The 25,188-nt window shown below is 63.9% G+C and carries 24 protein-coding genes; 12 read left to right on the top strand and 12 right to left on the bottom strand.

The genetic code is table 11. From position 1 onward, the window contains the following. The first annotated feature begins 113 nt into the window (after positions 1 to 113). The 6 genes from pstS (at position 114) to AC56PL_RS25620 (ending at position 6,327) form a co-directional block, all read left to right on the top strand. Positions 114 to 1,166 carry a phosphate ABC transporter substrate-binding protein PstS gene (gene pstS / locus AC56PL_RS25645; RefSeq protein ID WP_495517286.1) on the top strand — a complete coding sequence of 351 codons (1,053 nt, stop codon included), beginning with the start codon at positions 114 to 116 and terminating at the stop codon, positions 1,164 to 1,166. 83 nt (positions 1,167 to 1,249) lie between these two features. After that, positions 1,250 to 2,266: a phosphate ABC transporter permease subunit PstC gene (pstC, locus tag AC56PL_RS25640; RefSeq protein WP_495517287.1), complete on the top strand. Its 1,017-nt coding sequence runs from the start codon at positions 1,250 to 1,252 to the stop codon at positions 2,264 to 2,266. 1 nt (position 2,267) lies between these two features. Further along, positions 2,268 to 3,161 (top strand): phosphate ABC transporter permease PstA, encoded by an 894-nt coding sequence (gene pstA / locus AC56PL_RS25635; RefSeq protein ID WP_495517288.1) that lies wholly within the window; start codon positions 2,268 to 2,270, stop codon positions 3,159 to 3,161. A 92-nt stretch (positions 3,162 to 3,253) separates the two neighbouring features. Continuing rightward, positions 3,254 to 4,030: a phosphate ABC transporter ATP-binding protein PstB gene (gene pstB, locus AC56PL_RS25630; protein WP_482140685.1), complete on the top strand. Its 777-nt coding sequence runs from the start codon at positions 3,254 to 3,256 to the stop codon at positions 4,028 to 4,030. A gap of 46 nt (positions 4,031 to 4,076) precedes the next feature. Beyond that, the gene (locus AC56PL_RS25625) at positions 4,077 to 5,480 is read left to right on the top strand and encodes an FHA domain-containing protein (RefSeq protein ID WP_497155568.1); all 1,404 of its coding nucleotides are present in this window, start codon (positions 4,077 to 4,079) and stop codon (positions 5,478 to 5,480) included. Further along, positions 5,470 to 6,327 (top strand): protein kinase domain-containing protein, encoded by an 858-nt coding sequence (locus AC56PL_RS25620; RefSeq protein ID WP_495517290.1) that lies wholly within the window; start codon positions 5,470 to 5,472, stop codon positions 6,325 to 6,327. The genes AC56PL_RS25625 and AC56PL_RS25620 overlap by 11 nt, the downstream gene beginning before the upstream one ends. Before the next feature lie 9 nt (positions 6,328 to 6,336). Here the strand turns inward: AC56PL_RS25620 and phoU are convergent, their stop codons facing one another. The 6 genes from phoU to AC56PL_RS25590 all read right to left on the bottom strand — a co-directional run bounded on the left by phoU (position 6,337) and on the right by AC56PL_RS25590 (position 12,787). Beyond that, complete coding sequence (phoU, locus tag AC56PL_RS25615) at positions 6,337 to 6,996, bottom strand: phosphate signaling complex protein PhoU (RefSeq protein ID WP_495517291.1); 660 nt, start codon at positions 6,994 to 6,996, stop codon at positions 6,337 to 6,339. 93 nt (positions 6,997 to 7,089) lie between these two features. Next, positions 7,090 to 9,195, bottom strand: a complete 2,106-nt coding sequence (locus AC56PL_RS25610) for an LCP family protein (RefSeq protein ID WP_497155567.1) — start codon at positions 9,193 to 9,195, stop codon at positions 7,090 to 7,092. 198 nt (positions 9,196 to 9,393) lie between these two features. Then, positions 9,394 to 10,479 (bottom strand): tRNA dihydrouridine synthase DusB, encoded by a 1,086-nt coding sequence (gene dusB, locus AC56PL_RS25605; protein ID WP_495517675.1) that lies wholly within the window; start codon positions 10,477 to 10,479, stop codon positions 9,394 to 9,396. Between the two features lie 103 nt (positions 10,480 to 10,582). Beyond that, entirely contained in the window at positions 10,583 to 11,575 is a 993-nt protein-coding gene (locus tag AC56PL_RS25600) for an acyl-ACP desaturase (RefSeq protein ID WP_495517293.1), read from the bottom strand. Positions 11,576 to 11,775: 200 nt separating this feature from the next. After that, positions 11,776 to 12,276: a nuclear transport factor 2 family protein gene (locus tag AC56PL_RS25595; RefSeq protein ID WP_495517294.1), complete on the bottom strand. Its 501-nt coding sequence runs from the start codon at positions 12,274 to 12,276 to the stop codon at positions 11,776 to 11,778. 46 nt (positions 12,277 to 12,322) lie between these two features. Next, positions 12,323 to 12,787, bottom strand: coding sequence for a DUF8021 domain-containing protein (locus tag AC56PL_RS25590; protein ID WP_497155566.1), 465 nt, complete (start codon positions 12,785 to 12,787; stop codon positions 12,323 to 12,325). A 158-nt stretch (positions 12,788 to 12,945) separates the two neighbouring features. Between AC56PL_RS25590 and AC56PL_RS25585 the strand changes: the two genes are divergently transcribed. The 4 genes from AC56PL_RS25585 to AC56PL_RS25570 all read left to right on the top strand — a co-directional run bounded on the left by AC56PL_RS25585 (position 12,946) and on the right by AC56PL_RS25570 (position 18,101). After that, a complete protein-coding gene (locus AC56PL_RS25585; RefSeq protein ID WP_497155565.1) occupies positions 12,946 to 14,943 on the top strand; it encodes a serine/threonine-protein kinase in 1,998 nt (665 codons plus the stop codon). After that, entirely contained in the window at positions 14,940 to 15,755 is an 816-nt protein-coding gene (locus AC56PL_RS25580) for a hypothetical protein (RefSeq protein ID WP_497155564.1), read from the top strand. Before AC56PL_RS25585 ends, AC56PL_RS25580 begins: the two co-directional genes overlap by 4 nt. A 136-nt stretch (positions 15,756 to 15,891) precedes the next feature. After that, complete coding sequence (locus AC56PL_RS25575; protein ID WP_495517676.1) at positions 15,892 to 17,394, top strand: LVIVD repeat-containing protein; 1,503 nt, start codon at positions 15,892 to 15,894, stop codon at positions 17,392 to 17,394. Beyond that, entirely contained in the window at positions 17,391 to 18,101 is a 711-nt protein-coding gene (locus AC56PL_RS25570) for a DUF305 domain-containing protein (RefSeq protein WP_497155563.1), read from the top strand. The genes AC56PL_RS25575 and AC56PL_RS25570 overlap by 4 nt, the downstream gene beginning before the upstream one ends. Before the next feature lie 33 nt (positions 18,102 to 18,134). Here AC56PL_RS25570 and AC56PL_RS25565 read toward each other — a convergent pair whose 3' ends face one another. From AC56PL_RS25565 to AC56PL_RS25550, 4 genes are all read right to left on the bottom strand, one after another. Beyond that, a complete protein-coding gene (locus AC56PL_RS25565; protein ID WP_495517299.1) occupies positions 18,135 to 18,290 on the bottom strand; it encodes a hypothetical protein in 156 nt (51 codons plus the stop codon). An 81-nt stretch (positions 18,291 to 18,371) separates the two neighbouring features. After that, the gene (locus AC56PL_RS25560) at positions 18,372 to 19,292 is read right to left on the bottom strand and encodes an alpha/beta fold hydrolase (protein WP_497155562.1); all 921 of its coding nucleotides are present in this window, start codon (positions 19,290 to 19,292) and stop codon (positions 18,372 to 18,374) included. 66 nt (positions 19,293 to 19,358) lie between these two features. Beyond that, positions 19,359 to 20,606 (bottom strand): MFS transporter, encoded by a 1,248-nt coding sequence (locus tag AC56PL_RS25555; protein WP_497155649.1) that lies wholly within the window; start codon positions 20,604 to 20,606, stop codon positions 19,359 to 19,361. A 129-nt stretch (positions 20,607 to 20,735) separates the two neighbouring features. Then, on the bottom strand, positions 20,736 to 22,208 hold the full coding sequence (locus AC56PL_RS25550) for an NCS2 family permease (protein WP_497155561.1): 1,473 nt from the start codon (positions 22,206 to 22,208) through the stop codon (positions 20,736 to 20,738). 243 nt (positions 22,209 to 22,451) lie between these two features. Here AC56PL_RS25550 and AC56PL_RS25545 point away from each other — a divergent pair, with 243 nt between their 5' ends. Continuing rightward, positions 22,452 to 23,195 carry a HemK2/MTQ2 family protein methyltransferase gene (locus AC56PL_RS25545; RefSeq protein ID WP_497155560.1) on the top strand — a complete coding sequence of 248 codons (744 nt, stop codon included), beginning with the start codon at positions 22,452 to 22,454 and terminating at the stop codon, positions 23,193 to 23,195. Then, complete coding sequence (locus AC56PL_RS25540; RefSeq protein ID WP_497155559.1) at positions 23,192 to 23,401, top strand: CDGSH iron-sulfur domain-containing protein; 210 nt, start codon at positions 23,192 to 23,194, stop codon at positions 23,399 to 23,401. Before AC56PL_RS25545 ends, AC56PL_RS25540 begins: the two co-directional genes overlap by 4 nt. Positions 23,402 to 23,412: 11 nt before the next feature. Here AC56PL_RS25540 and AC56PL_RS25535 read toward each other — a convergent pair whose 3' ends face one another. Together AC56PL_RS25535 and AC56PL_RS25530 are read right to left on the bottom strand one after the other, a co-directional pair. Next, on the bottom strand, positions 23,413 to 24,423 hold the full coding sequence (locus tag AC56PL_RS25535; protein ID WP_497155558.1) for an iron-containing redox enzyme family protein: 1,011 nt from the start codon (positions 24,421 to 24,423) through the stop codon (positions 23,413 to 23,415). 71 nt (positions 24,424 to 24,494) lie between these two features. Then, a complete protein-coding gene (locus AC56PL_RS25530) occupies positions 24,495 to 25,148 on the bottom strand; it encodes an NUDIX domain-containing protein (protein ID WP_495517305.1) in 654 nt (217 codons plus the stop codon). Between the last annotated feature and the right edge of the window lie 40 nt (positions 25,149 to 25,188).

The raw sequence follows: 25,188 nt of genomic DNA, 5'->3' as shown, positions 1-25,188 counted from the left end.
ACGTAGGTAATCCAGACATGACGGACCTCTAGCTTTCAACAAGTGACGCATTGAGCGTCGGGGTGGCGGCTCGAATCACGAGATGTCACGGAAAGTCCATGGAGGAGTCTTCGGTGAGAATGAAGTCAAGTGCTGCGCTCGTCAGTGCGGCTGCGGTTACTGCTCTGGTGCTGTCTGCGTGTAGCAGTGAAGAGAGCGGTGGCACCGTCAGCGGTGAAGGATCAACCGCGCAGCAAAAGGCGATGGAACACTTCCAGGTGGTGGTCGCCGACAATGGCGGCATCGTGCTGAATTACACCGGTTCGGGTTCCGGTGACGGTGTTGCCAAGTTCTTGAGCAGCGACGTCGACTTTGCCGGTTCCGACTCGGCGCTGAAGGGCGAGGAGATCGCCGAGGCGAAGACCCGCTGCGGCGGAAACGACGCATGGCACATCCCGATGGTGGCCGGGCCGGTCGCGATCGCTTACAACTTGCCCGGGGTCGACAGTGTTGTCCTGAACCCGGCCGTGCTGGCAGGCATCTTCGACTCGAAGATCACCACCTGGAACGCGCCCGAGATCGCAGCTCTGAACCCGGGCGTGCAGCTGCCCGCCACCGCCATCGTGCCGGTGCACCGCAGCGACAGCTCGGGCACCACGGACAACTTCCAGCGCTTCCTGCAGAACTCGGCGCCGCAGGCCTGGCCGTACGAGCACGACAAGGCCTTCCAGGGTCAGGGCGGCTCGGGTGCAGCCAAGTCGACAGGTGTCGGTGACACGGTCAAGAAGACTCCCGGCTCGGTCACCTACGTCGAGTGGGGATTCGCCGAGGAGAACGGTCTGGGTATCGCGCAGGTCGACTTCGGTGTCGGTGCCACGGAGCTGAACGGTGATACCTCGGCCAAGGCGCTCGACGCGGTCGAGTTCAAAGACCCGGCGTCCAAGGACCTGATCGTCGACACTGACGCGTTGTACGCGCTGAAGGAGGAGGGCGCATACCCGCTGCTGCTGACGCCGTACTCGATCGTCTGTTCCGCAGGCTACGAAGGCGACGTCTCGTCGACCCTCAAAGAGGCGTTCACCACCATTCTGAGCGATGGCCAAGAGGGACTGGCAGAGTTGGGTTACACCCCGCTGCCCGAAGAATACAAATCCAAGCTGCAGTCGACCATCGACGCACTGGCCTGATCGAGTAGGCGAGGGTGACCGTAGAGAAAACGCGGTAGAAGGCGATGACAGAGACTGACGATACGACGAGGGCGAAAGGGCTTATGAGCTCCTCGACTACTCAACCCGGTACCACCACCGGTGGAGGCGGTTCAACAGAACCGACCGGGTCGCAGATCAAGACCGGCGGTTCGGCGATTCGACTGGGAGACCGGATTTTCCGGACCCTTTCGGTCGGATCCGGCATCTTCATCTCGGTGATCATCGGACTGATCGCACTTTTCCTGGTGATCCAGGCGGTCCCCTCGATGCTCGACAACGAGGCGAACTTCTTCACCTACTCGGGTCCGTGGAGTACCGACCCCGGGAACATGAAGTTCGGCATCCTGGGCCTGCTCTACGCGACGCTGGTGGTGTCGATCATCGCGTTGCTGCTGGCGATGCCGATCGCACTGGGTATCTCGATATTCCTGACCGAGTACGCACCCAAGCGGCTGGTGAGTCCGATCGCCTACGTGATCGATCTGCTCGCCGCAGTGCCGTCGATCGTTTACGGCCTGTGGGGCATCTTGGTCCTGGGGCCCGCACTCGTGCCGCTCAACGAATGGCTCGTGGGCAACCTCGGTTTCATGCCGCTCTTTCAGGAACCATCTCAGGTCACCAACATGTCGACCGGCGGAACGATGCTGACCGCAGGCGTCGTCCTGGCGGTGATGATTTTGCCGATCATCACTTCGGTGACCCGAGAGGTGTTCGTGCAGACGCCGGCTGGGCATCGTGAGGCCGCACTGGCGCTGGGCGCGACCAAGTTCGAGGTCGTCCGGGTCGCGGTGATCCCGTTCGGATTCTCCGGGTACATCAGCGGATCGATGCTGGGCCTGGGACGCGCCCTCGGCGAAACAATGGCGCTGCTGCTCATCATCTCGACGGCGGGCCCGATCGACTTCAACCTCATGGAGAGCGGCGAAACGTTCGCGACGAAGATCGCCAACAATGCCGCCGAGTTCGACTCACCGTCGAAGACCGGTGCCTACATCGCCGCCGGCCTCGCGCTGTTCGTGCTGACGTTCATCGTGAACTCTGCGGCACGGGCCGTCATCAGCGGAAAGAAGGCCAAGTGACATGACAACACTCGACACGAGTACTGCACCGGTCAAACGCACACCCTCGGGCTTCACGCCCGTCAAACGAAGTCGGAAGATCGGCGACAAGGGTGCCGCGATCATGGTCACGGCCGCCGTCGTCATCGCCATGATCCCGTTGGCCTGGTTGGTCTGGACGCTGATCTCCCGCGGATTGTCGACCATTCTCGACGCCGACTGGTGGCAGAAGTCGGAGCTGCGGGGCGGAGCGCTCAACGCGATCATCGGCACGCTTCAACAGACTGCGCTGGCCGCGGTCATCGCGATCCCCATCGGCATCTTCGTGGCGATCTACCTGGTGGAGTACGGCAACAATTCGGTGCTCGCCCGGATCACCACCTTCATGGTCGACATCCTCTCGGGTGTGCCCTCCATCGTGGCCGCGCTGTTCATCTACGCGGTGTGGCGCACCACGTTCGGGCTGCCACGTTCGGGATTTGTGGTCGCGCTGGCGTTGGTGTTGCTGATGGCACCGATCGTGGTCCGGGCGACCGAGGAAATGCTCAAGGTCGTCCCGCAGGATCTACGAGAGGCGTCATACGCCCTCGGTGTACCCAAGTGGAAGACGATCGCGCTGATCGTCCTTCCCACAGCACTGTCGGGCATCGTCACCGGTGTGATGCTGGCGATAGCGCGCGTGATGGGTGAATCGGCGCCGGTCCTGATCCTGGTCGGCTCGACAAAGGTGATCAACACCAACCCATTCGAAGGAAACCAGCAGTCGCTGCCTTTGATGATGGTGCAGCAATACAACAACGGTCCCGGCGCCTTCGACACGGTGTGGGGCGCGGCGTTGACCCTGGTGATCCTGGTGGCGATCGTGTACTTCGGCGCCAAGCTGGTCTCCAAAGTGTTCTCGCCCAAGAAGTTTTGATGTCACAGCAGTTCTGATGATCACAGAGATTCTGACGCGACGCCCACCCCCCGACGCCCGCCGGCTCCAGTAGCGAACGAAAGTACAGATTCATGGCAAAGCGCCTCGATATCAAAGACCTGAACATCTATTACAGCGCCTTCCACGCGGTCAAGGACGTGAGCCTGGAAGTGCCGCCGCGCTGCATCACCGCCTTCATCGGTCCGTCCGGATGTGGCAAATCGACGGTGCTGCGCACGCTCAACCGCATGCATGAGGTCACCCCGGGTGCCCGCGTCGAGGGCAAGGTGTTGCTCGACGGCGAGGACATCTACAGCAAGAACATCGACCCGGTGTCGGTGCGTTCCACCATCGGCATGGTGTTCCAGCGGCCGAACCCCTTCCCGACGATGTCCATCAAGGACAACGTGGTCGCAGGCCTTCGCCTGCAGGGCTTGCGGGACAAGAAGAAGCTCGACGAGGTCGCCGAGCGCAGCCTGCGTGGCGCGAACCTCTGGGAAGAGGTCAAGGACCGTCTCGACAAGCCCGGTGGCAGCCTTTCCGGCGGTCAGCAGCAGCGCCTGTGCATCGCGCGCGCCATTGCGGTCTCGCCGGAGGTGCTGTTGATGGACGAGCCCTGCTCAGCCCTCGACCCGATCTCGACGCTGGCTATCGAAGAGCTGATCAACGAACTCAAGAAGGACTTCACCATCGTCATCGTCACCCACAACATGCAGCAGGCTGCGCGTGTCAGTGACCAGACGGCGTTCTTCAACCTGGCCGGTGTCGGTCAACCGGGTCAACTGATCGAGGTCAGCGACACGGAGACGATGTTCTCCAACCCCGCGCAACGCGCCACGGAAGACTACATCTCCGGTCGATTCGGCTAGTCCGAACGATCGTCGCCTGGCCCCGAACGGGCGAAAATCCGGCGGCATGGGTGATGATGGGGGAGTGACGGTCAAACATCCGGTCAGCTTGCTGCCTGGCCGTGGCATCGCTCTCCGGCGCGGACCTTCGCTGCTGCTCATCGATGCCGATCCGATGAAAACCAGTGCGACACTGACTGATCTTGCGCGGATTGCCACCGAGTTGCCGTCCGAAACCGGGACGCAGGAAAGTTCTCGGCTGCGGTCACTGACCAAGTGGTTGCTGGCCAACGAAGACAGCAGCCCCGACTTCGCGGTCATCTCGACCGATTCCCGCGGCGGGCTCGAGGTATTCGTCTATGGCGGTGCGACTGCGCGGATGTACGTCACGGAACTCGCGTCCCCAGAGGTGGTGCGCGGGGCCGACTCCGGGTTCCTGGTCCAGCGCAGCTATCCCAGCAGCCTCTATGCGGTCGCGGTCACGATCGACGAGACGGACCCGCTCTCGGGCGGTCCCATCGGAGCCTCCGGGATCGCGCCGTCGCACATCTTCTCCCTGGAGAAAGGTGCAGCCCCCGGAGCCGGGATGATCCTGTGGCCGTCCGCGTCGCCGTCCACCGACAGCGCGGTCTACATGATCCCGCAGACCGCGCCGGTGGACGACGAGTCGGAGTCGACGCCGCTCATGGTCGGCGCCACCGACAGCGACGCCGAAATACGTTTGGCACCACCGCTGTTGTCTGTTCGGCTCGACGATCACGAAGAGGTGACGCAGAGCGCCCGCAGTCCGCTCCCCATCGTCGGCGGTCCGCGTAAGCCCACCGGGTTTCGTCAAGGTGTGGCCGAACCGACGCTGGTCCCACCCCAGGATGTATTGGATTCGGCGCTGTCGTCGGCGCCGACCGACGTGGCCAACCGCCCTGTCAAGGTCGGCAACTCGCGAGTGTCGGCCCGTGAGCAGAAGCTGCAGATCCACGGATTGCTCTGTGTCAACGGGCATATCAACGATCCGCGGCTTCCGATCTGCACCCGCTGCGGTATCCGGATCGACCGGCACACAGGCGCCTTGGTGCAAGGGCCGCGACCGCCCTTGGGGCTGTTGGTGATCGACGACGGTTCCACCTACGTCGTGGCCGGGGATCTGTTGATCGGCCGTGATCCCGAACCGATGGTCGCCGGCCGTGGTGGGGTGTCCGCCGGCGGAATCGGGCCGTTGGACCCGATCCGGATCAACGACACCTCCGGTTCGATGTCGCGCGCGCATTGTGAACTGCGCCTTGTGGATTGGGAGGTTCGCGTGATCGATGCCGGTTCGGTCAACGGCACCTATGTGCGACATCCCCGAGCGTCGGGCTGGATCACGCTGCGACGTGGGCAAGAAGCTGTGCTCTACCCGGGTTCGCAGTTGCGGGTGGGTAGCCGATCGCTGCTGTTCGAGTCTCCGCATGGGAGGGTGAGCGATGTACGTTGATTCGCCGTCGGGATCCGATGCACGTAGATCGCCTGCCGCGATCGCCGACTACCGGATCGTTCGTGCCCTCGGCGCGGGCAGTCACGGGATCTCATACCTCGCGGTGGCTCCGGAGCGACTTTCACTTCCCGCTGAACATGTTGCGCTGAAAGTTTTTTCGAATCCGGTGGGCGAAGATGCGTTCCATCGCGGCGTTCGGGAACTCCGAACATTCTCCGAAGTCCGTTCGACGCACCTGCTCCGGCTCTACGAGGCAGCACTGGGTGATCAGTTCATGTACTCCATGGACTATCTGCCGGGTGGGTCGATGGCCGCGCCTGCCATGCCCCTGCAACGCGAACAGGCTTTGGCGGTACTCGAAGGCGCCGCACGTGGGGCTCACGACATGCATCAGGCGGGTCTGGTCCATGGGGATATCAAACCCGCCAACGTGATGATCGGCGGCGATCAGGACGGGCCGGCAGGCGTGCTCAGTGCGCTGGGCCTGGCGCGGGTGATCACAGCGGCGACCGCGGTCAGTGGCGTCGGATCATCGGCGACGCTGGAGTTCGCTGATCCCGATATGCTGGTCGGCCAAGCGCCTTCGCGGGCAACGGATCTGTGGGCGCTGGGAGCGACGATCCATCGCACGCTGACTGGTGAGGGGCTCTATGGCGAATTGCCGGACATGCAGCCGCTGGTGGCAATCCGGACAGTGCAGTCGACCAAGCCCGTACTCAGCTCTGCGCTCTCGGCTGCCGAACAGGAACTGGTGTCGGAATGCCTTGCGCCGCATAGCGACCGATTCCGTACCGCGGCCGAACTCGCCGATCGTATCGCCGAGATCGGCCGCGGATACAGCCGTTGAACGCCGGGTTCAGACCTCGGAGAACTGCTCCGGTGTCTGACCGGTTGCCTGAAAAACCACGCGACGGCCGATGAGGACCGCGTGATCTGAGAAGCGCTCGTAGTAGCGGCCGAGCAGCGTGACATCGACCGCGGCGGCCACGCCGTACGGCCAGTCACGATCCATCAGAACGGTGAACAGATGCCGGTGCAGATCATCCATCGCATCGTCGTCGTCCTGTAGCTTCAGTGCGTCTTCCGGGTTCTGGGTGTTGAGAACCTCACGAGCGCTCGATGCCATGGCGACGGCCAGGCGGCCCATCTCGGCGAAGTAGCCGTTGACTTCCTCCGGGAGAGCCTTGGCCGGGTGACGTCGGCGTGCCACCTTCGCGACGTGCAGCGCCAAGGCGCCCATCCGCTCGATGTCGGCGACAATCTGAAATCCGCTGACGATCGCCCGCAAGTCGCCGGCCACCGGCGCCTGTAGCGCGAGGATGGCGAAGGCTCGTTCCTCGGCTGTGGTCGACAGCGTCGTCAGCTGTTCGTGGGCGCCGATGACCTCTTCGGCCACGGCCAGATCAGCCTGTAGCAAGGCTTGGGTGGAACGCTCCATTGCGATCCCCGCCAACTCACACATCTGTCCGAGAACTCCGTTGAGTTCTGCCATCTGCTCAATGTACGCACTACGCATATCCCCACCGTACTGCCACAAGCAGGGCAAATGGTTGTCAGGTGGTGAACTGCAAATGAACGGCAGCCGTGTACTGGGGCTCGGATCCGATGATCACGCGCAGGTGGCGTCACCCGCGTTGGTGACCGTGAGGTCGTTGGGGAGGTCGTCGGGATTGGACTCCCGTGGCAGCTCTCGGACGCTGACCTGCGCACCTTCGGCCGGTGCGTCGTCAAGGGTGCCCGAGAAGTCGCTGCCGAGGATGACTTCGACGCCCGAGCTGACCGTTGAATCCGCCTGGATCGTGGCACCGGGGAACATCTGGGCGACCGTTGCAGCGGACTGCTGTTCGCCCGGGCCGTACCGGACCACGGTGTCGGTGCGGTTTTCCGAGGCATCGGCGACGCCGTATATCTCGAAGCCGTAGTTGGCCAGATCGGTGGCGGTTTCGGCGGCGATGCCACTGGTACCGGTGCCGTTGAGCACGCGCAGCGAAATCGAGTACGGCGAGAGGGCGGTGACAGTCGCCTCCGCGGGCTTGGGCGCGGTGGTCGTCGGGCCGGGCGTCGGCGTGCCCGATTCGGGAGTTTCGGACTTCTCCCCGGGGAGCGGCAAGTCGTTGATGATCGCATTGAAGATCGCGTCGATGTCGTCGAGTCGTGGGATCTCGTTACCGGACCCGTCCTCCGCGGTACCCGAGGTCGGCACGGTCAGGAAGGTCACCCGCCCGGCATCGAGTCCCTGCATCGACTGGCCCAGCTCCACCAGGTTGTCGGTGTTGACCCGGTCGACGTAGCTGTACTTGATGAAGGTGTCGATGATGCCGTTGAGAGTGCTCGGATTGGTCAGGACCTGACTGGACAGTGCTCCACGCAGCAGCGACGACATGAACAGCTGCTGCCGTTTGATCCGTCCGTAGTCGCCGTTGCCCTCGGTTTCGATGTTGCGGGCCCGTACGTAGTCCAGGGCTTTGGAGCCCTTCAGTGTCTTCGTGCCGGGCTTGGCGAGGATGGTGCCGAGTTCGTAGTCCTTCAGCGGGGTTGTCGAGCAGACCTCGACACCGCCGATTTTGTTGACCACCTGCTCGAACCCGTAGAAATCCATGGCGATGAAGTGGTTGATGTTCAGGCCGGTCATGGAGGTGAGGGTTTCGACCAGGCACTTCGGGCCGCCATCGCCGTACACGCTGTTGAGTTTCACGCCGGTCGCCGACGGGACCTCCTCGGAGGTGTATTCACCGTCTTCGTTGTTCCAGCTGGAGCATTCGGGCCGGTCGACCTGCAGGTCGCGGGGAAACGACACGGCGACAACGCGACTGCGGTCGGCCGGGATGTTCACCATGATCACGGTGTCCGAGCGGGCGCTGCCCTCGAAATCCACGCTGTCGCCTGCGCCGACGGTGCCGTTCTGCCCGGCTCGCGTGTCGGTACCGACGATCAGGTAGGTCTCGTCGCCGGTCTGCAGCTGTTTGTCGCGAATCTGGTCGTTGTCGGGGTTCACCGCGTCAACGGTGTTCCAATTGCTGTCCTTGACCTTCTGATATCCCCACACTGCGCCCGTACCGAGCAGCGCCAACACGCAGGCGAGAGCGATGAGGATTCGGCCACCGACCGTGGCGCGGTGCATCAACTGCTTGTGGTCGCGGACTTCGGGTGGTGTGGCCCGCCGACGTGAGGGGGTCGCGGGACCGGAGCCCATTGCGCGCGGCGCCTCGGCCGCGGCGTCTTCGGTGGACAGCTCTGGGATCCGTGCCGCAGCGCTGATCGGCGGGATGTATTTGGTGACCGTGGCGTCGGGAGTGGCCGGGATGACCTCGGTCTTCGCTTCGGCCTCGACGAACGTGGGTTCCCCGGGACCGACAATCCGTTCGGTCGGTGCATCTGCCGGACTCACGCGCCGGAGACGACGGGGCGTGGAGGCGGACGTCGGCGATGCCGGTGGGGAAGAACTCGGTGAAGCGGGGGGCGCTGTGTTCTGCTGCGGCGGTTTCGGCGGCGGCGGAGGACTCTGCGGGGCATCGCCGGCATCTTCGTCGTCGGACCGGGCCGCTGCATTCATCCGGTTGAGCAGCTCGCGGACGGTCAATCGATTGCGGTCGCCCTCGATCAGCTCGCGACTGGTCGGCTCCCGCAGTACCTCGTCGGAGGGTGCGCCGAGCTGACGGCGAATCTCATCGCGGCGCTCCTCGGACGCACGTGCCCGGAGTTCGTCCTCGCTCACCCATGTTCCTTCAGCCATCTGGGCGCCGGGCTGTATCTCAGGCCCGTCTGAACATTCAGCGGGCACGGCGCCGTCTCGATGATACTGACCAAAACGGGCGCATCCCTATGTGAGGGATGAGAATGTGCGGTGTGGAGCGCCGAGATGCGCCAGATTGGATCTGAAGTTCGCGAACGGCACCGCGGCAGTGGGGCGGGTTCAGCCGCCCGAATGCATGACCTCGGCCCCTGCCGGGACCGCTTCGTCGTCGGGATCGTCGAGCCAGCCTTCGGGGAGCGCCACCGCAGATGGTGACCCCTGGCGGCCGCGCGGACCGTGTGCGTCGTCGGGGAACGGCACGTCAGCGGGTAATTGTCCGACGAGGTCGGCCAGCTGCGTAACGGTTTCGACCAACGCCATCTCGCGCCGGAGTTCCGAACCTACGGGGAACCCGCGGAGATACCAGGCGACGTGTTTGCGGATCTCACGCATGCCTTTGAACTCACCGTGATGGTCGGCGAGGAGTTGCCCATGCCGGACAATGATCTGCGCCACTTCACCGAGATTTGGGGCGGGTGGGGCGGGAGTGCCGTTCAATTCGGCACTCAGTTCGGCGAACAACCACGGGCGGCCGAGGCAGCCGCGGCCGATGACCACGCCGTCGCAGCCGGTTTCGTACATCATCCGGGTGGCGTCGGCGGGTTCGAAGATGTCGCCGTTGCCGAGGACCGGAACATCGGTGACGTGTTCCTTGAGGCGTGCGATCTGGTTCCAGTCGGCGTTGCCGGAGTAACGCTGTGATGCGGTACGTGCGTGCAGCGCAACAGCTTTCGCGCCCTCGGCGGCCGCGATACGGCCGGCATCGAGGTGTGTGTGGTGGTCTTCGTCGATGCCGACCCGGAACTTGACCGTGACCGGGACATCGGTGCCCTCGGTGGCGCGGACCGCCGCGGCGACGATATTCGCGAAGAGTCGGCGCTTGTACGGAATCGCCGAACCGCCACCCTTACGAGTGACCTTGGGGACCGGGCAGCCGAAGTTCATGTCGATGTGGTCGGCGAGATTCTCGTCGACGATCATCTTCGCGGCAGCGTATGTGTACTCGGGATCAACCGTGTACAACTGCATCGACCTGGGGTTTTCCTCCGGGCCGAAGGTGGTCATGTGCATCGTGACCGGATGCCGTTCGACCAGCGCGCGGGCGGTCACCATCTCGCAGACATAGAGTCCGGCGACGGTGCCCATCCGCGCGAGTTCGAGTTCGCGGCACAAGGTCCGGAAGGCAACATTGGTCACCCCGGCCATCGGGGCCAGGACCACCGGGCTGGACAGCTCGATGGACCCGATCCGTAGGGCCGGGGTTGTGACGGTTTCTGGCAGTAGTGCGGTCAGCTCAGTGGTTTTCTGTTTAGGAAGCGGCTGCGGCTTTTTCGCGCTTGGCGGCTTCGCGCGCCAGCGAACGATCACGCATTTCTTCGAACTTGAGGGTGTCGGCTTCGAGCTTCTCGAGGAAGGCTCCGAGATCCTCGCGGATCTTCTGGCCTTCGGGTCCGAAGTCGTCGCGCTCGAAGATGTTCCACTTGCGCAGGACGGGCTGGACGACCTCTTCGAGGTGCTGACGCAGGTCGTAGATGCCGTGCTTGGCCATCAGGACACCGTTGCGGCGGAAGTTGGGCATGCCGGCGCCGGGCATCTGGAAGTTGGACACGATCTCGTAGATCGCCTTCATCGCCTGATCCGGGACCAGATCGAGGGCTGCGCTGCAGATGTTGCGGTAGAAGACCATGTGCAGGTTCTCGTCAGCGGCGATGCGCTGCAGCATCCGATCGGCGATCGGGTCGTTGCAGGCCTTGCCGGTGTTGCGGTGCGAGACGCGGGTGGCGAGTTCCTGGAAGGTCACATACGCGACCGACCGGAGGATGCCTGCTGCCTCTTCGCCCAGCTCGTCGGCGCGGTCGCCTGCGGCCTGTAGCGGCGAATAGCCGTTGGTCATGTGGATCATGCGGGCCTCTTCGAGCGCCACGGGATCGACGCCGCGGGTGACCACGAGGTAGTCGCGCATCACGATGCCGTGCCGGTTCTCTTCCGCAGTCCAACGGCCGACCCAGTGACCCCACGCGTCGTCCATCGAGAAGTTCTCGGCGATCTCGCGGTGGTAGGACGGCAGGTTGTCCTCGGTCAGCAGGTTGGTGACCATGGCGGCCTTGGCAACCTCGTTGAGCTGCGACTGCTCGGGATCCCAGTCGACGCCACCGAGCGCGGCGAAGTTCCGGCCCTCGTCCCACGGCACGTAGTCATGAGGATGCCAATCCCTCGTCGTGCGCAGGTGGCGGTTGACGTTCTCTTCGGCCGCCGGTGACAGTTCCTTCAGTAGCTCAAGTTGGGTCAACTCGCGTGCCATCAGATATTCCTCCAGGAAGGGCTAGGCTGTAAGGCTTCAGGGTACGGGATCGTGATGCCGTCACCCAAGTTGTTGCGCGGCGCGCTCGGCCAGTAAAAGCGGCGCCACACCAGTTGTCGTCAGTACCTCAGGGGCGTCGTGCCCGCGCACGTCGGTGTTACCCGACATTGTCGGATTGTGGTGCAGGTAACGCGGGGTTTTCACACATATTTACCGAACTTGATGAGCCATTCGGAAGCCTCTTCGGTGAGATTTCCCAGCTCCTGTGCCCTATTGCACCAGGCTTTGGCTGCCTGGGCAAACTCTGCGGGGTTATAGATGTCCTCTTCTTTTGCCCACAGGCCGTCGCCGCCGTACGTCAGGATCGTGATGTTCGTGGCCGTGAAGACGCTGCCGTCGCCGGGATCGCGCATGGGGTTGTCGATCTCACAGATCACCCGGCCGGTCTCGGGATCGATGACATGCCACAACGAGATGTATCCGACCATGTGATTGCCGGGGAAGCGTCCCATCGTCTTGTTGACCCACGCCCGGATCTCCTCGCGGCCTTTGAAGGTGCCCAGCGCGTGTTCGACGTAGTCGGCGTCCTCGGTGAACTGGTCGGCCCACCGATTCCAGTCCTGGGTGATCGCGACTGCGTCATTGACCGCTTTGAACTTGCTGAACTCCGACTCGAGTTCAGCCCTGGTGAACTGCCCCATCTGTTCTGTCTCCCCTGGTCGTCAATGGTGTCCGCTCGGCTGCCGTTCAGGCGAGGTGGACGGTGATCGTCGCATCGATCCGTTTGATCCGGCACTGGTCGTCGAAGGCGAATGTTTCATCGACGGTGGCTCCGGCGAGGTCGAGACCGGCGAACCCGTAGTCGAGGTCGTACACCGTTCGCACCAGATTGTCGTGCTGGCGCCACGTCGCGTTCCCGATTCCGGTGATGCCGCCGTACTGCAGGTGGGCGGCCAGTTCGGCTTTCATGAACGGCCCGGAGAAGCCGGTCTGCAGCCCGTTCTCGAATCGGATGACGTCCTCGGCCAGCGGTACGTCGTAGGCGAGTCGTGGATCGGCAAGCGCGGCAACGTAAGTCTGTGCCCCGAGGCGTTGTGCGTCGGCCGTGCAGGTTGCGCTCTGATCGCCGGCCATCGCGGATGGCGTCGTCGTCAGCAGTGCCGCCCCGGTCAATGCGGCGCCGACGATGAACCGGGATGCGGCAGGTTTCATGAGAGTAAGCGTATGTGCTCAATCCATCGGGCGGGGGAATTCTTTCGTGATCGGTCAGACGGACTAATAGCTGCTCGAGTCCTGGTGTGCCATCGGCGCCTGTCGATAGTATCGACCGCATCTCGCCGCCGGCGGGTGACGAGAAAGGTCGAGTGGCTATGAGTGTGGCGATCGGGTCTCACATCGGTGGCTATCAGATCCTCGAGCTGATCGGCCGCGGCGGAATGGGTGAGGTCTACAAGGCCCAGCACCCGCGACTTCCTCGCGCCGACGCGATCAAACTCCTCAACAGCACCTACGGCAGTGATCCGGATACCCGTGCGCGGTTCGAGCGTGAGGCAGACCTGGTCGCGCCGTTGAGTCATCCCAACCTGGTGAATGTGCTCGATCGGGGCACGCACGATGGCCAGTTGTGGATTGCGATGGAGTTCGTTCCCGGCACAGATGCGGCCCAGATGCTGTCGGGCGGACCGCTTCACCCGCGTCTGGCGGTCACGATCATCGCGAAGGTCGCCGACGGTCTCGACTACGCGCATCGCAAAGGTCTCCTCCATCGCGACGTCAAACCCGGCAACATCCTGATCACCCCCGGCTCCGATCCGATGAACCCGGACGCGGTGAAACTCACCGATTTCGGGATCGCGCGGATGGCGCAGGAAACCGACAGCAGCCTGACCTCGGTCGGTATGACGGTGGGAACGCTGCGATACAGCGCACCCGAACAGGTGGGTGGCGAGGAGATCGATCACCACGCCGACATCTATGCGCTGGGTTGCAGTCTCTACGAACTGCTCACGGCCACAGCGCCGTTCGATGCCCCGACGAGTCAGGGGCTGATGGCTGCGCACATGTTCAACCCGCCGCCGAATCCGGCGGTTGCCAATCCCGCGGTCCCGGCGGCCATGGCTGCGGTGATCGCCCGGGCGATGGCCAAGAAACCCGCCGACCGATTCGACTCCGGACGCGAACTCGCCGAGGCCGCGCAAGAGGCATTGCAGGGTGGTGGGGCTCAACAGAGCACCCGAGCACAGCATGCTTTTGCGCCGATCCCGGGGAATGTGGCTCCGCAACCTGGTCCGCCTCATGTGGGTCATCAGGGACCGGCTCCTGCGACAGCCGCGATCACCTATCCGCCGTCGGCGAATCTGGCTCGGCCCCAGTCGAATCCGTATCAATCGAATCCAGGTCATTCCGGTGGCGGTACGGGATATCAGGGCGGCCCGCCGGTCGGCGGACATTCGTCGCCATCGAGTCCGCAGGTACCAAGCGGGCAGTATCCGAATTACAACCAGACCACACCGCCACCGGGAGGCCCGCCGGGTGCGGGCTTCGTCCCCTTTGGTGCGGCTTCCGGCGGACCGGGGCACAAGCCACCGTGGTTCAAGCGTGCCGCGGTGATGGCCGGCCCGATCGTGGCTCTCGCGGTGGTCGTCGGAGTTGTCTTGGGGCTGTTGATGTTCGGGGGTGGCGATGCCCTTGCCACACCGGGGCAACCCACCGCCGAAGTCGGTGAGACCACGGTGGACATCAGCTGGCCTGCCGTCGACGGTGCCTCCGAATACGCGCTGCGCCAGGGAGAAACGATCATCTACGTCGGTGGCGACCCCCAGTATTCACAGCCGGTGCCGCTACCGGGTGCGTACACGTATTCGGTGTCGGCGCGATCCGGCGATCGCGATGCCTCACCATTTGGCCCGGCCACCGAGGAAGTCGTTGTGACACAGCGCTGGCACGGGGTCGAGGAGCTGGCGGCAGCGTTCGGAGACATCGTCGGTCCGAGCCCGCTGTCGACCGACACTTTCACCGGAGAGGCGTGCTGGGGTGGTGTCGGATCGGTCGACACCGATGTTCCCAAAACCGGCACGATCCTGTGTCGTTCCACCGACGGTGAGTACTCGGTTCGGTTGCGGGAGTTCGAATCCAAGCAGGCGCGGGACGAGTACCTCGACAGCCTGGATCTGCAGACGGCAACGGTCACCACGGACAAGGGCGTGCGCGGGTTGCTCTACCAGGGTGACGGACCGAACAGCGACTGGGCGGGTACGTTGCTCTTCGCCTTCGACGACCCCGATCTGGAGAAGTACGACGTTTCGGTGGTCATGGACAACGGTAAGAATGCCGATGCCGCGGCCGTACTCGATGAGCTTCCGCTGTGAAGCGCTGGGCGTGGCCATTGCTGGTGGTCGGAGCGGTCGTGGCGTTGGTGGTCGCACTGGCGGTCACCTACTTTGTCCGGGGCGCAGGAGATGTCGCGGAGCCCTCCGGTATCAAGGCCGTCCAGGAAGGCGGCGTGGTGAAGGTGACGTGGTCTGCGGATTCCGATGCCGAGTCGTTTTTGCTCAGCCGCGGCACCGAGGTTGTGTACACGGGCTTGGATCGTGAGTTCACCGACGCCTCCGCCGTCGCTCCGGAAGGTTCGACAACGGTCGAGTACTCGGTCCGGGCGGTCGACGACAAGGGCCGGGTATCGGAACCCGATGCCGGAGCCACCGTCGAGGTCGGAGCCGGGTGGGGTTTGCTCGCGCAACCTGCAGCGGAACTCGCCGAACTGCTTCCTGCCGCCCCGTCCGAGGAAGGCTGGAACGCGATGCTGTGCGAGACCAGGTTCGATGCCCTTCCTCCCGAGGAGGGGACCGACCGGGACGGCTCGGGTGAACTGTTCATCAAGGGCGGCTTCCGATGTGCACTGGAGGTCGACGGCACGGAGTACGACCTCTGGACGGACTTCTATGTCAGCCCGGAGCAGCTCGAGTCGCGGATGACGGAGATCCGTGGGTGGACCGATGTCCGCAGCACCACCTGGCAGGGGGGTCGGGCCGTGGTGGGTGATCCTGCCGGAGAGACCAAGTGGATCGGATTGACCGTCGATTCTCATCCCGGTGTCTATATCGAACTCGGTGCGGTGGACACCCGAACCACGGTGGACGAACTCACTGCATTGGCCAACAGTCTGCCCGTCATCAACTGACGCCGGAATCGGCATATCCCGCCTTCGGGGCACCTCAGAGCGGTACTGTCCGCGACAGCACAATGTAGTGCGTCCGGAGGGGGACACTGTGTCGCGGTATGAATTCGTTCGCGCTTTGGGTCGGGTTGCGGTGACGATGGCGGTGGTGTCGGCCGGCCTGACTGTGGCCGGTCCGGCGGTGGCCACAGCGCCACCGGGGTACAACGACCTCACCGATGTCTGGGCGACCGCGGTCGCGCCGGCCTCGTGTCGCGAGGGCGATCGGGTGGAAACCGGGATCCAGGGCGAAGTTCCGCTGGCCGACCGCAAGTCGGGGCGCAGCACCCAGGGTTACAACTGCAACCTCGATCTGATCGGGCAGTATCAGGGTCAGGGCGCCGGCATCGTCAGCGCCACCTACAAGAACTGTTCGTACACCGGGTCGACATTTCCGGCAAGCTTCCTCGGACCAAATCCGGGGGTGCAAGTCATTGACGCGTCAGATCCGCGAACCCCGAAACTCTCCGCGGTGCTCACCGAACCAGCCATGGTGGGTGGCACGTGGGAGTCGTTGAAGGTCAACCAGAAACGCGGTCTCCTGGTCGGGACCGGTGTCGGGATACTCGAGGGTGCCGGCTACATCTCGGTCTACGACATTTCCGGCGATTGCGCCCACCCGCGACTGCTTAACACCGGCGCCGGCTCCCAATTGAGCATGCCGATGCCGATCACCACCCACGAGGGTGACTTCTCGCCCGACGGCAACACCTACTGGGCATCCGGTATCGCTCCGGGGTATCTCAGCGCCGTCGACCTTACCGATCCGCGTAACCCGATGATCGTCTGGTCGGGGATCACCGGAGTCGAAGCCCACGGCATGGGATTCTCGCCCGATGGCAACACCCTATATTTGGCGAACCTGTTCGGACTGACGGTCATCGACGTCACCGACGTTCAGAACCGCAAGCCCAGAACCATTGTGCCCCAGATGATGCCGCATATCGGAGAGAAGTACTGGGCCGACGGTCAGGTCACGCAGCACAACATCTACGCGACGTATGACGGCCGGCCATTTCTCTTCGCGGTCGACGAGGCCGGTTCGGGCGGCGTCAAATTGTTCGACGCGAGCAACTCGGCAAATCTCACGCAGCGCAACGCCATCAAGCTGGCGATCAACCTGCCCGAGAATGCGAACCGCTGGGCGCAGAGTACGGCCGGCAACGGGCTCTTCGGCTACGACGCGCACTACTGCGCCATCGATCGCCAGGTGGATCCGACTGCGATGGCCTGTGGCTGGATTCAGTCGGGCATCCGGGTCTTCGACATCAGAGATCCCGATCATTTCCGGGAGATCGCGTACTTCAACCCGCCGGCACAGCGTGGCAAGGTCGAGCAGCTCACCAATTCGAGTCATGCGTTGTTTGGTTCGGTCGAGTTGCCGGCAATTCTCGGCACGCTCGCGGTGGCCCGCGCAGTGCTGCAGGGGGAAGCGCGCGCAGATGGGATCATCAGCGATCAGAACCGGTTGGCAGGCGGCGACCTATCGGCCGACTGGTGTCTGTCACCCCCGGAGTTCCACGGCGACCAGCTGTGGGTGACGTGCATGGACAATGGGTTCATGACCTTGCAGCTGGATCCCTCGGTGTACCCGCCGCGGTGACCGATTCAACCCTTCGTCGGTGGTGGTGGCCGGCCTCGGCTCTGGTGATCACCTTGATCGTCGGACTGGGTATCGGCCTGGCCATCAGTCCCGACGACGACACCGCGCAGCCACAGACGAAAGCAACCGCCGTTGACATCGGCTTTGCCCAGGACATGTCGGCGCATCACCAGCAGGCGATCATGATGGCCGACATGATGTCGGTCGACAGTTCGCCAGACGTACGTGGGCTGGTGAATCAGATCAAGGCCGCCCAGTGGCGCGAGATCGGCCAGATGACCGGATGGCTGCAGATGCTCGATGCGCCATTGCAGAGTGATCAGACGATGAGCTGGATGAAGCCGGAAGACCACGGCCACATGGGAACGGCCCCGGTGCCCGATGGAACGGCCCCGGTGCCCGATGGAACGGCCCCGGCCGGGTCGGGCGGTTCCACTCCGGCGGCCATGCCGGGTACTGCCAACGGCGACGAGCTCACAGCGTTGCACAACGCCGCGGGCGTAGAGGCGGAGATCCTGTTCCTGCAGTTGATGATCCGTCATCACCAGGGCGGGATCGACATGGCGGCGTACGCCAGCCAGGAGGCCGGGGACCCGGCGATCCGACGGGCCGCGACGGCCATGGTCAAAGAGCAGTCCGAAGAGATCGGCGTGATGACGGTGATGCTCAACCAGCGCGGCGGACAAGCGCTGCCGTACCCGACCTAGCCGTAGCCGGTCCGACGTGTCGCTCAATAGGTGTCAGGCAGGCTCTTTCGGGTTCTGCTCGTCCTCATCGTCGTGGTCGGGGTCAAGAGGATCGACTCCGTCGACACCTTCGAGGACGGTCAGTTCTTGCTCGGCGGACGCGACGAACTCCTTGGCTTCTTCTTTGATCTTGCGCACCCAGTCGGACATCGTGTTGCCTCTCTGATCGGTCGAGGTATCTGATCGAGACCCGAGAACAGCGTACTTCGCGCATATGTGCGGCGAGCGGGGTCAGGGGATGAGGATCCCGGTCTGCTGATCCCACACACTCATCAGCTCGGCGAGGATGTCGACGGCCATACCGAGTCCGCCGAGGTGGCTTTCCCCGGTCATGGTGACGAGTTTCGCGTCGGGCAGCAATCCCACCATGTGCTCGCCATGTGCGTGCGGGATGATGTGGTCGTGATCGCCGTGCCACCACCGCACCGGTCCGGTGATATCGCTGACCGAGAAGCCCCAATCACGGCAGAACACAACAACATCGGCGAACGGTGCTTCCATTTGTTTGCGGCCGCCATTGAGTAGGTCGTCGAGGAACATGGCCTTGAACTCGGGACGCTGCAGCAGTTCACGGTCGGCGGCGGGGGAGAAGCGACCGTAGAGTCCGATGGCGGGTTCGGCCACCGGGCGGGCCACGCGGAAAAATGAACTCAGCACCCGGCCGATCGGCATCCCGAGCGTCGGGAGCAGCGGCGCGAGCAGCTTGCCGAACTCCATCGCACCGCCGTCGATTGCCTCCGGGCCCTGGGTCGGCGCGACCCCGCCGAGGATGCCGGTGACCACCACCCGCTCGGGGATCGCGTCCGCGACGGCCAGCGCGTAGGGGCCGCCGCCGGACAGTCCGATCACGGCAAAGCGTCCGATGCCCAGGATGTCGGCGATCGTCGCGACGTCGTCGGCGAACGCGTGGACCGATTCGTAACGGTGCGGTGTGGACGATCCGACGCCGGGACGGTCTAGCCCGATGATCCGGATGTTCTCGCGTTCGGCGTATCGCCGGGCTTCGATCGGGATCTGTCGCCGGGCACCGGGTGTGCCGTGCAACCAGAAGACGGCCCGGCCGGTGGCGGCACCGAACTCGGCGATACCGATGCGCCGACCTTCGCCGACAGCGACGTTGCCCTCGAGCTTGGGTCGTTCGACATCGATCACGCACCCAGGATGGCACTGATCCGCGGCGGTGGGGGTTGAATGCCCGACCGTCCGTCGGGCAGTGGTTCAGCCGACGGTCTCGGTTGTGGACAGACTCAGTTTTCCGCGCTCGAATGAGGGGCGCTGATGGGTGACCTTCAGAAGGACCATGGCACACACGGTGGCCGAGATCGCGCTGATGATGCCACCTACGATCAGCGGCATGCGCGGGTCTGTGATCTCTGCCAACCAGCCGAGCAACGGACTTCCGATGGGTGTTCCGCCGAGGAAGCAGAGCATGTAGATGCCCATCACGCGACCACGCATGTCCGAGTCGACCGACAGTTGCATGATGTTCATCGCCGCGGTGCTGAAGACGATGTTCGCGACGCCGACCGGTATCAACATCAAGGCCACCAGCGTGAATGTGGGCATCAGCCCGACGACCACCTCGAGGATCCCGAACGCGATCGCGCCGGCAAAGAATTGGCGCAGGCGTGCGGGTTTGGTGCGCCGCGCCGCGACAAGGGCGCCGGCCAGGGTGCCGACCGCCAGCATGGTGGCCAGCAGTCCGTAGCCACCGGCGGTGCCTTCGAAGGTGTTGGCGGTGAGCAGTGACAGCGACAGTGGGAAGTTCAGCCCGAACGTGGAGACCATGAAGATGGTCGCCAGGATCACCACGAGGTGGCGATGTCTGCGGACGTAACGCACACCGCTGCGGATGGAGCGATCGGTGACCGAACGCGCGCTGCGCACCAGTTCGTTGCTGCGCATCGCCATGAGTGCGGCCAGAACCGCCGCCGAACTGGCGGCGTTGATCAGGAACACCGGTCCGGTGTCGATGAGCATGATCAGCAAACCGGCCAGCGCGGGGCCGGTGATGCGAGCGGTGTTGAACGTCAACGAGTTCAGTGCGACGGCGTTGGGCAACTGTTCGGGGCCGACCATCTCGATGGTGAACGATTGCCGGACCGGCGCGTCCACCGCGGAGATACACCCCAACGCGAACGACAGCACGTAGACGATCGGCAGGGTTGCGGCCCCGCTGACATCGATCAGACCGAGGATCAGGGCGCACACGGCCATCGCGACCTGAGTGCCGATGAGAAGCTTGCGCTTGTCGAACCTGTCGGCGAGGGCACCGGCGGGAAGTGACAGTACCGCGGTGGGGCCGAACTGCAGGGCCATCACGATGCCGACCGCGACTCCGCTGCCGCCGGAGAGTTCGAGTACCAGCCAGTCCTGTGCGATGCGCTGCATCCAGGTACCCGTAAGCGAGACGACCTGGCCACCGGCCCAGAGCCGATAGTTTCGTACCCCGAGTGACGAGAACATCGCCGGGAGCGTTCGAGAACGCACCCGGGTCATCTCTCGTCTCTCATGCACCACACCACATTAGTTGCACAGAGCCAACTAAATAAAACTGTTACCTGCGGCAAACCCGATCACGCCGAGAGCGGCAACTCAGCCGATCAGGTTCTCGATCGGTTCTTTCGCGAAGTAGAGGACGAAGATCCCGGCCACGAACCAGAGCAGCGGGTGGATGTCGCGCGCTTTGCCGCGGGCGGTTGCGAGCACCACCCAGGAGATGAACCCGACGCCGATGCCGTTGGCGATCGAGTAGGTGAACGGCATGACCACGATCGTCAGGAAGCACGGCAACGCGTACTCGAAGCGGGTCAGGTCGATGTCGCGCACCTGCGAGATCATCATCGCACCGACCACCACGAGCGCCGGGGCGGCGGCTTCGAGCGGAACCATCGAATACAGCGGCGTGAAGAACATGGCGACCAGGAACAGCACGCCGGTGACCACGTTGGCGAGTCCGGTGCGGGCACCCTCGGCAATACCGGAGGCGGATTCGACGAACACCGTGTTGGACGATGCCGATCCGACACCGCCGGCGATGGCGCCGGTGCCCTCGACAACCAGCGCTTTGCCGATGTTGGGCAGGTTTCCGTCCTTGTCGGCCAGGTGGGCTTCCTTGCCGAGGCCGGTCATCGTCCCCATGGCGTCGAAGAAGTTCGACAGGACCAGCGCGAACACCAGGACCGAGGCGGACAGCACGCCGATGCGGGTGAAGGCGCCGAAAATGTCGACATCACCGACCAGGCTCAGATTCGGCACATCGCCGATGGAACTGGGGATCTCCGGGATGTTGAGGCTCCACCCCTTGGGGTCGGTCATCGTCGAGTCGAGATCGGCGATCTGCTCGATGAACATCGCCAGGATGGTGGTGACCACGATTCCGATGAGCAGGCCGCCGCGGACCTTGCGAACCACCAGGACCCCCATGAACAGGATCCCGAACACGAACAGAAGTGCGGGCCAGGTGGCGACCGAGTTGTTGATGCCCAGGCTCACCGGCACGGTGGTGCCGGCAGCATCGGGGATGCGCTGGACGAATCCGGCGTCGACGAAGCCGATGAAGGCGATGAATGCACCGATGCCGGCCGCGATCGCGGCCTTGAGCTCACCGGGGATCGCCCGGAAGACCGCACTGCGGAAACCGGTCACCGCCAGCAGGACGATGATGATGCCGTCGACCACCACCAGGCCCATGGCCTCGGGCCAGGTGACTTGCGGGGCGATGGACACCGCGAGCAGGCTGTTGATGCCGAGGCCGGCGGCAATCGCGAACGGATAGTTGGCGACGAGTCCGAAGACGATCGACATGATGCCGGCCACCAGTGCTGTGACGGCGGCCACCTGTGCCAGCGGAAGTACGTTGCCCAATACGTCGGCATTTCGTGAATTGCCCGGCACGCCGCCGATGATGATCGGGTTGAGCACCACGATGTATGCCATCGTGAAGAAGGTCACCAGGCCGCCACGGATCTCGCGGGAGAGGGTCGAATTGCGTTGGCTGATCTTGAAATACCGGTCGATCGCCGACACCGGTTCTTTCTGTTCGGTGTCGCTGCTCTCGATTGCCATCCCTCGTGCCCATCCCGGTTGACCGACAGTGGCCGAACCGATTCGTTCGAGATCGTACAAAGGATGCGTTGTATGACACAAACCGCTGGGCCAGGCGATTTCCGTGCCGACTGGAGCGTCGAGGCGCGGGGTGGATGTGAAGGTGTTTACAACGTGAGATGACAGGGAATCTCCACGTGTAAGACCCACCGCGCGAGCCCTGGTGGTGGTCGACCAACCGCAGATCGACGAGGAGCCCGAATAATGGTCGCAGCGCAGCCACTGCCGACAGTTCGTACCGACAACACCAGCGATCCTGTGATCGACGCGGCCGCGGTTTACGACTCGATCCGTGTACCGGCGGGAGTATATGCACCTCAAGACGACTCGCGACTGCTGCTGACAGCGCTGGCCGAGCGGAACCTCGTTGCGGGGCGGCGGGTGCTGGATCTGTGCTCCGGCAGTGGCGTGCTGGCCATCGGGGCTGCGGTCCTCGGCGCCGCCGAGGTTTCGGCCTTCGACATCTCCGCGCCTGCGGTCACCTGTGCCCTCGACAACGCAACCGCGCTCGGTGTGCAGGTCGACGCGCGGCAGGGGTCGCTACCGGAAGCACTCGCGCACGGACCGTACGACGTGGTCTTGTCCAACCCGCCCTATGTACCGGACAGCACTGCGCTGCCCGGGAAAGTGGGGCTGACCCGCGCCTGGCATGGTGGCCGCGACGGTCGTTCGTTGCTCGACCCGCTGTGCATCGTCGCCCCGGATTTGTTGGCCGACAACGGCACCATGCTGTTGGTGCAATCCGAGTTCGCCGATGTCGAACGTTCCGTGACGATGTTGCGTGCAGGCGGATTGCATGCGCGTGTGGTGGAACGTCTGCAGATCCCGTTCGGACCGGTGATGAACACGAATGCGCGGTGGCTGGAAACGGTGGGAATGCTGGAGCCGGGCCGTCGTTTTGAAGAACTGTGTGTCATCCGCGCGGACAAGCCGGACTCGGACGCATGACCTCACCGGCCGACCGGCGCGTGGTCCGGGTGGTGGCGGGAGGCCCACTCATGGTGGAGGGTCCGGTGAGCATCGAGATGCCCGATGGCCGGGTGGTCGAGTCGGACCGGTTCATGGTGGCCATCTGTGCATGCAAGCGCAGCAAGAACTTTCCGCTGTGCGACACCAGTCACCGACGGAAAAGCTCAGCGAGTAAAGCGGATTGAGCCTTCGCTCCTCAACCCGCCGGGTTGAGGAGCGAGGTCCGGCCGTCGACCCAGCAGGCCATCAGGTGATCGGCGAGTTTGTCCTCCAGGTACAGGAACGCCTTGATGCCGAACACGACGTCGGATTCGATATCGGGCTCGCGGGCCAGGAGATCGCCGATCACGTCGTGCCGGACAACTTGTTCGTGCATGGCGTCGGCCTCGACGTGTTCGCGATAGAAGTGCACGCAGGCCTCGGGGGCATCGAGGCGTTCGAGCGCGTGGACCAGTCGCTGTGACCCTGGTGGCGAAGTGATTTCGGTGGCCGCGAAGTGCCCGACCGTTGCGCCCCGCCGGTTGCGGTGCAGCCCGAACATCGACATCACGTTCACCAGGGCCAGGGATTCACCCGGAACCTGTTCGAGATAGGCGAGGTAGTCCGAGTTCAGGTCGGCGGCTTCGAGCAGATCGGCGAACAGCTTCTGGTGCACGTGTTGTCCGTGACCGCCGCCGTATTCGTCGAACTCGATGGCGACAAACGACGCTTTGGCCTGCCCGGTCAGGCGCGGGATCGCAAACGCGTGGGGGTCGGCTTCCTTCAGGTGATAGATCGAGCGATGGATGAAGTACTCCCGCATCTGATCCCAGGTGCCCTGTTCCTTGAGGAACCACGACGGACCGCTGCCGTGTGCCGGTTCGGTCAGCAGTGCGCCGACTGCATCACCGGCACTGCCGGTCAGGTCGATGTCGGCCATGAGCGCGGTGGAGAAACGGCGCTCGAGTTCGGCCCGGAGTCGCAGCAGGTCGGGATTCCATTCCCAGTCATCATCGACGTCTGTGAACCCGCGGTAATGCAGCTCGTAACAGACGTACAGGGCCAGCTGCAGGTCCAGGCCGTAGGGGTCGCTGTCGCCGGTGTCGACCGACAAGTTGCTGCCCGCCGACGACGAGGCCGGACAGGTCAGTGCAGCGATGACCGTCGACGACAACGGACCGCAGGCTCGGGGCAAGGTCCGCGCGATGGAACCCACAGATGTAGTCACTTGGTACTCCTACCCGGGGTCGGGACGTGTGAAACCTGATCGGAGCTGGTGAGACCTTTGTCTCTCGCATCTCAGCGCCATGCGAACACCGGCTGCTCCAACTGGTCGACGCGGGTGTCGCGGCCGCCGAGAACAACCTCGGCGAACTGGTACATCACCGCTCCGGTCGGCGCATGGATCAGTGATCCGAGCAGCGGTATCTGGACCACCGGGCGGTCTGATTCCGGGATGGTGACGAACCGTGGTTCGACCTGCAGGTCGTTCATCGGGATGAAGAAAAGATGGTCGACTTCGCCGGGATTCGGCGTGGTCTGGCGGTCGGGTCCGGCCCAGCAGACGATGGGGGTGATGATGTATCCCGACCTGGTCACGTAGTCGTCGAGCCGACCGAGGACATCCGCGCGATCGACTTCGACGCCGAGTTCCTCATGTAGTTCACGTAGCGCGGCGGTGGCGTAATCCTCACCCGGGTCGATGCGACCACCGGGCAGCGCGAACTGGCCCGGATGTTCTCGCATCTTCGACGGACGTTTGGTGAGCCAGATGCCGTATTCGCCGTCGCGACTGGTCACCGCGAGCACCACGGCTGCTGCCCGGGCACCGTCGAGTTCGGCGGAGTTGTGGTCGAAGTTGTCCAACGTGGCGACGATGTTGGCGCGGATCGCTTCGGGATCGCCGGTCTCCCAGAATCTTGAACCTGGGGCCTTCGCTGTTTCGCCGTCCATGTTCCCTACTGTGCCGCATCGGCGACGGGCAGTGGGAGGG

The organism is Williamsia sp. Y721 (assembly GCF_059683565.1).
The sequence above is the reverse complement of the archived record's forward strand: the minus strand, read 5'-3'. Positions and strand labels throughout refer to the sequence as shown.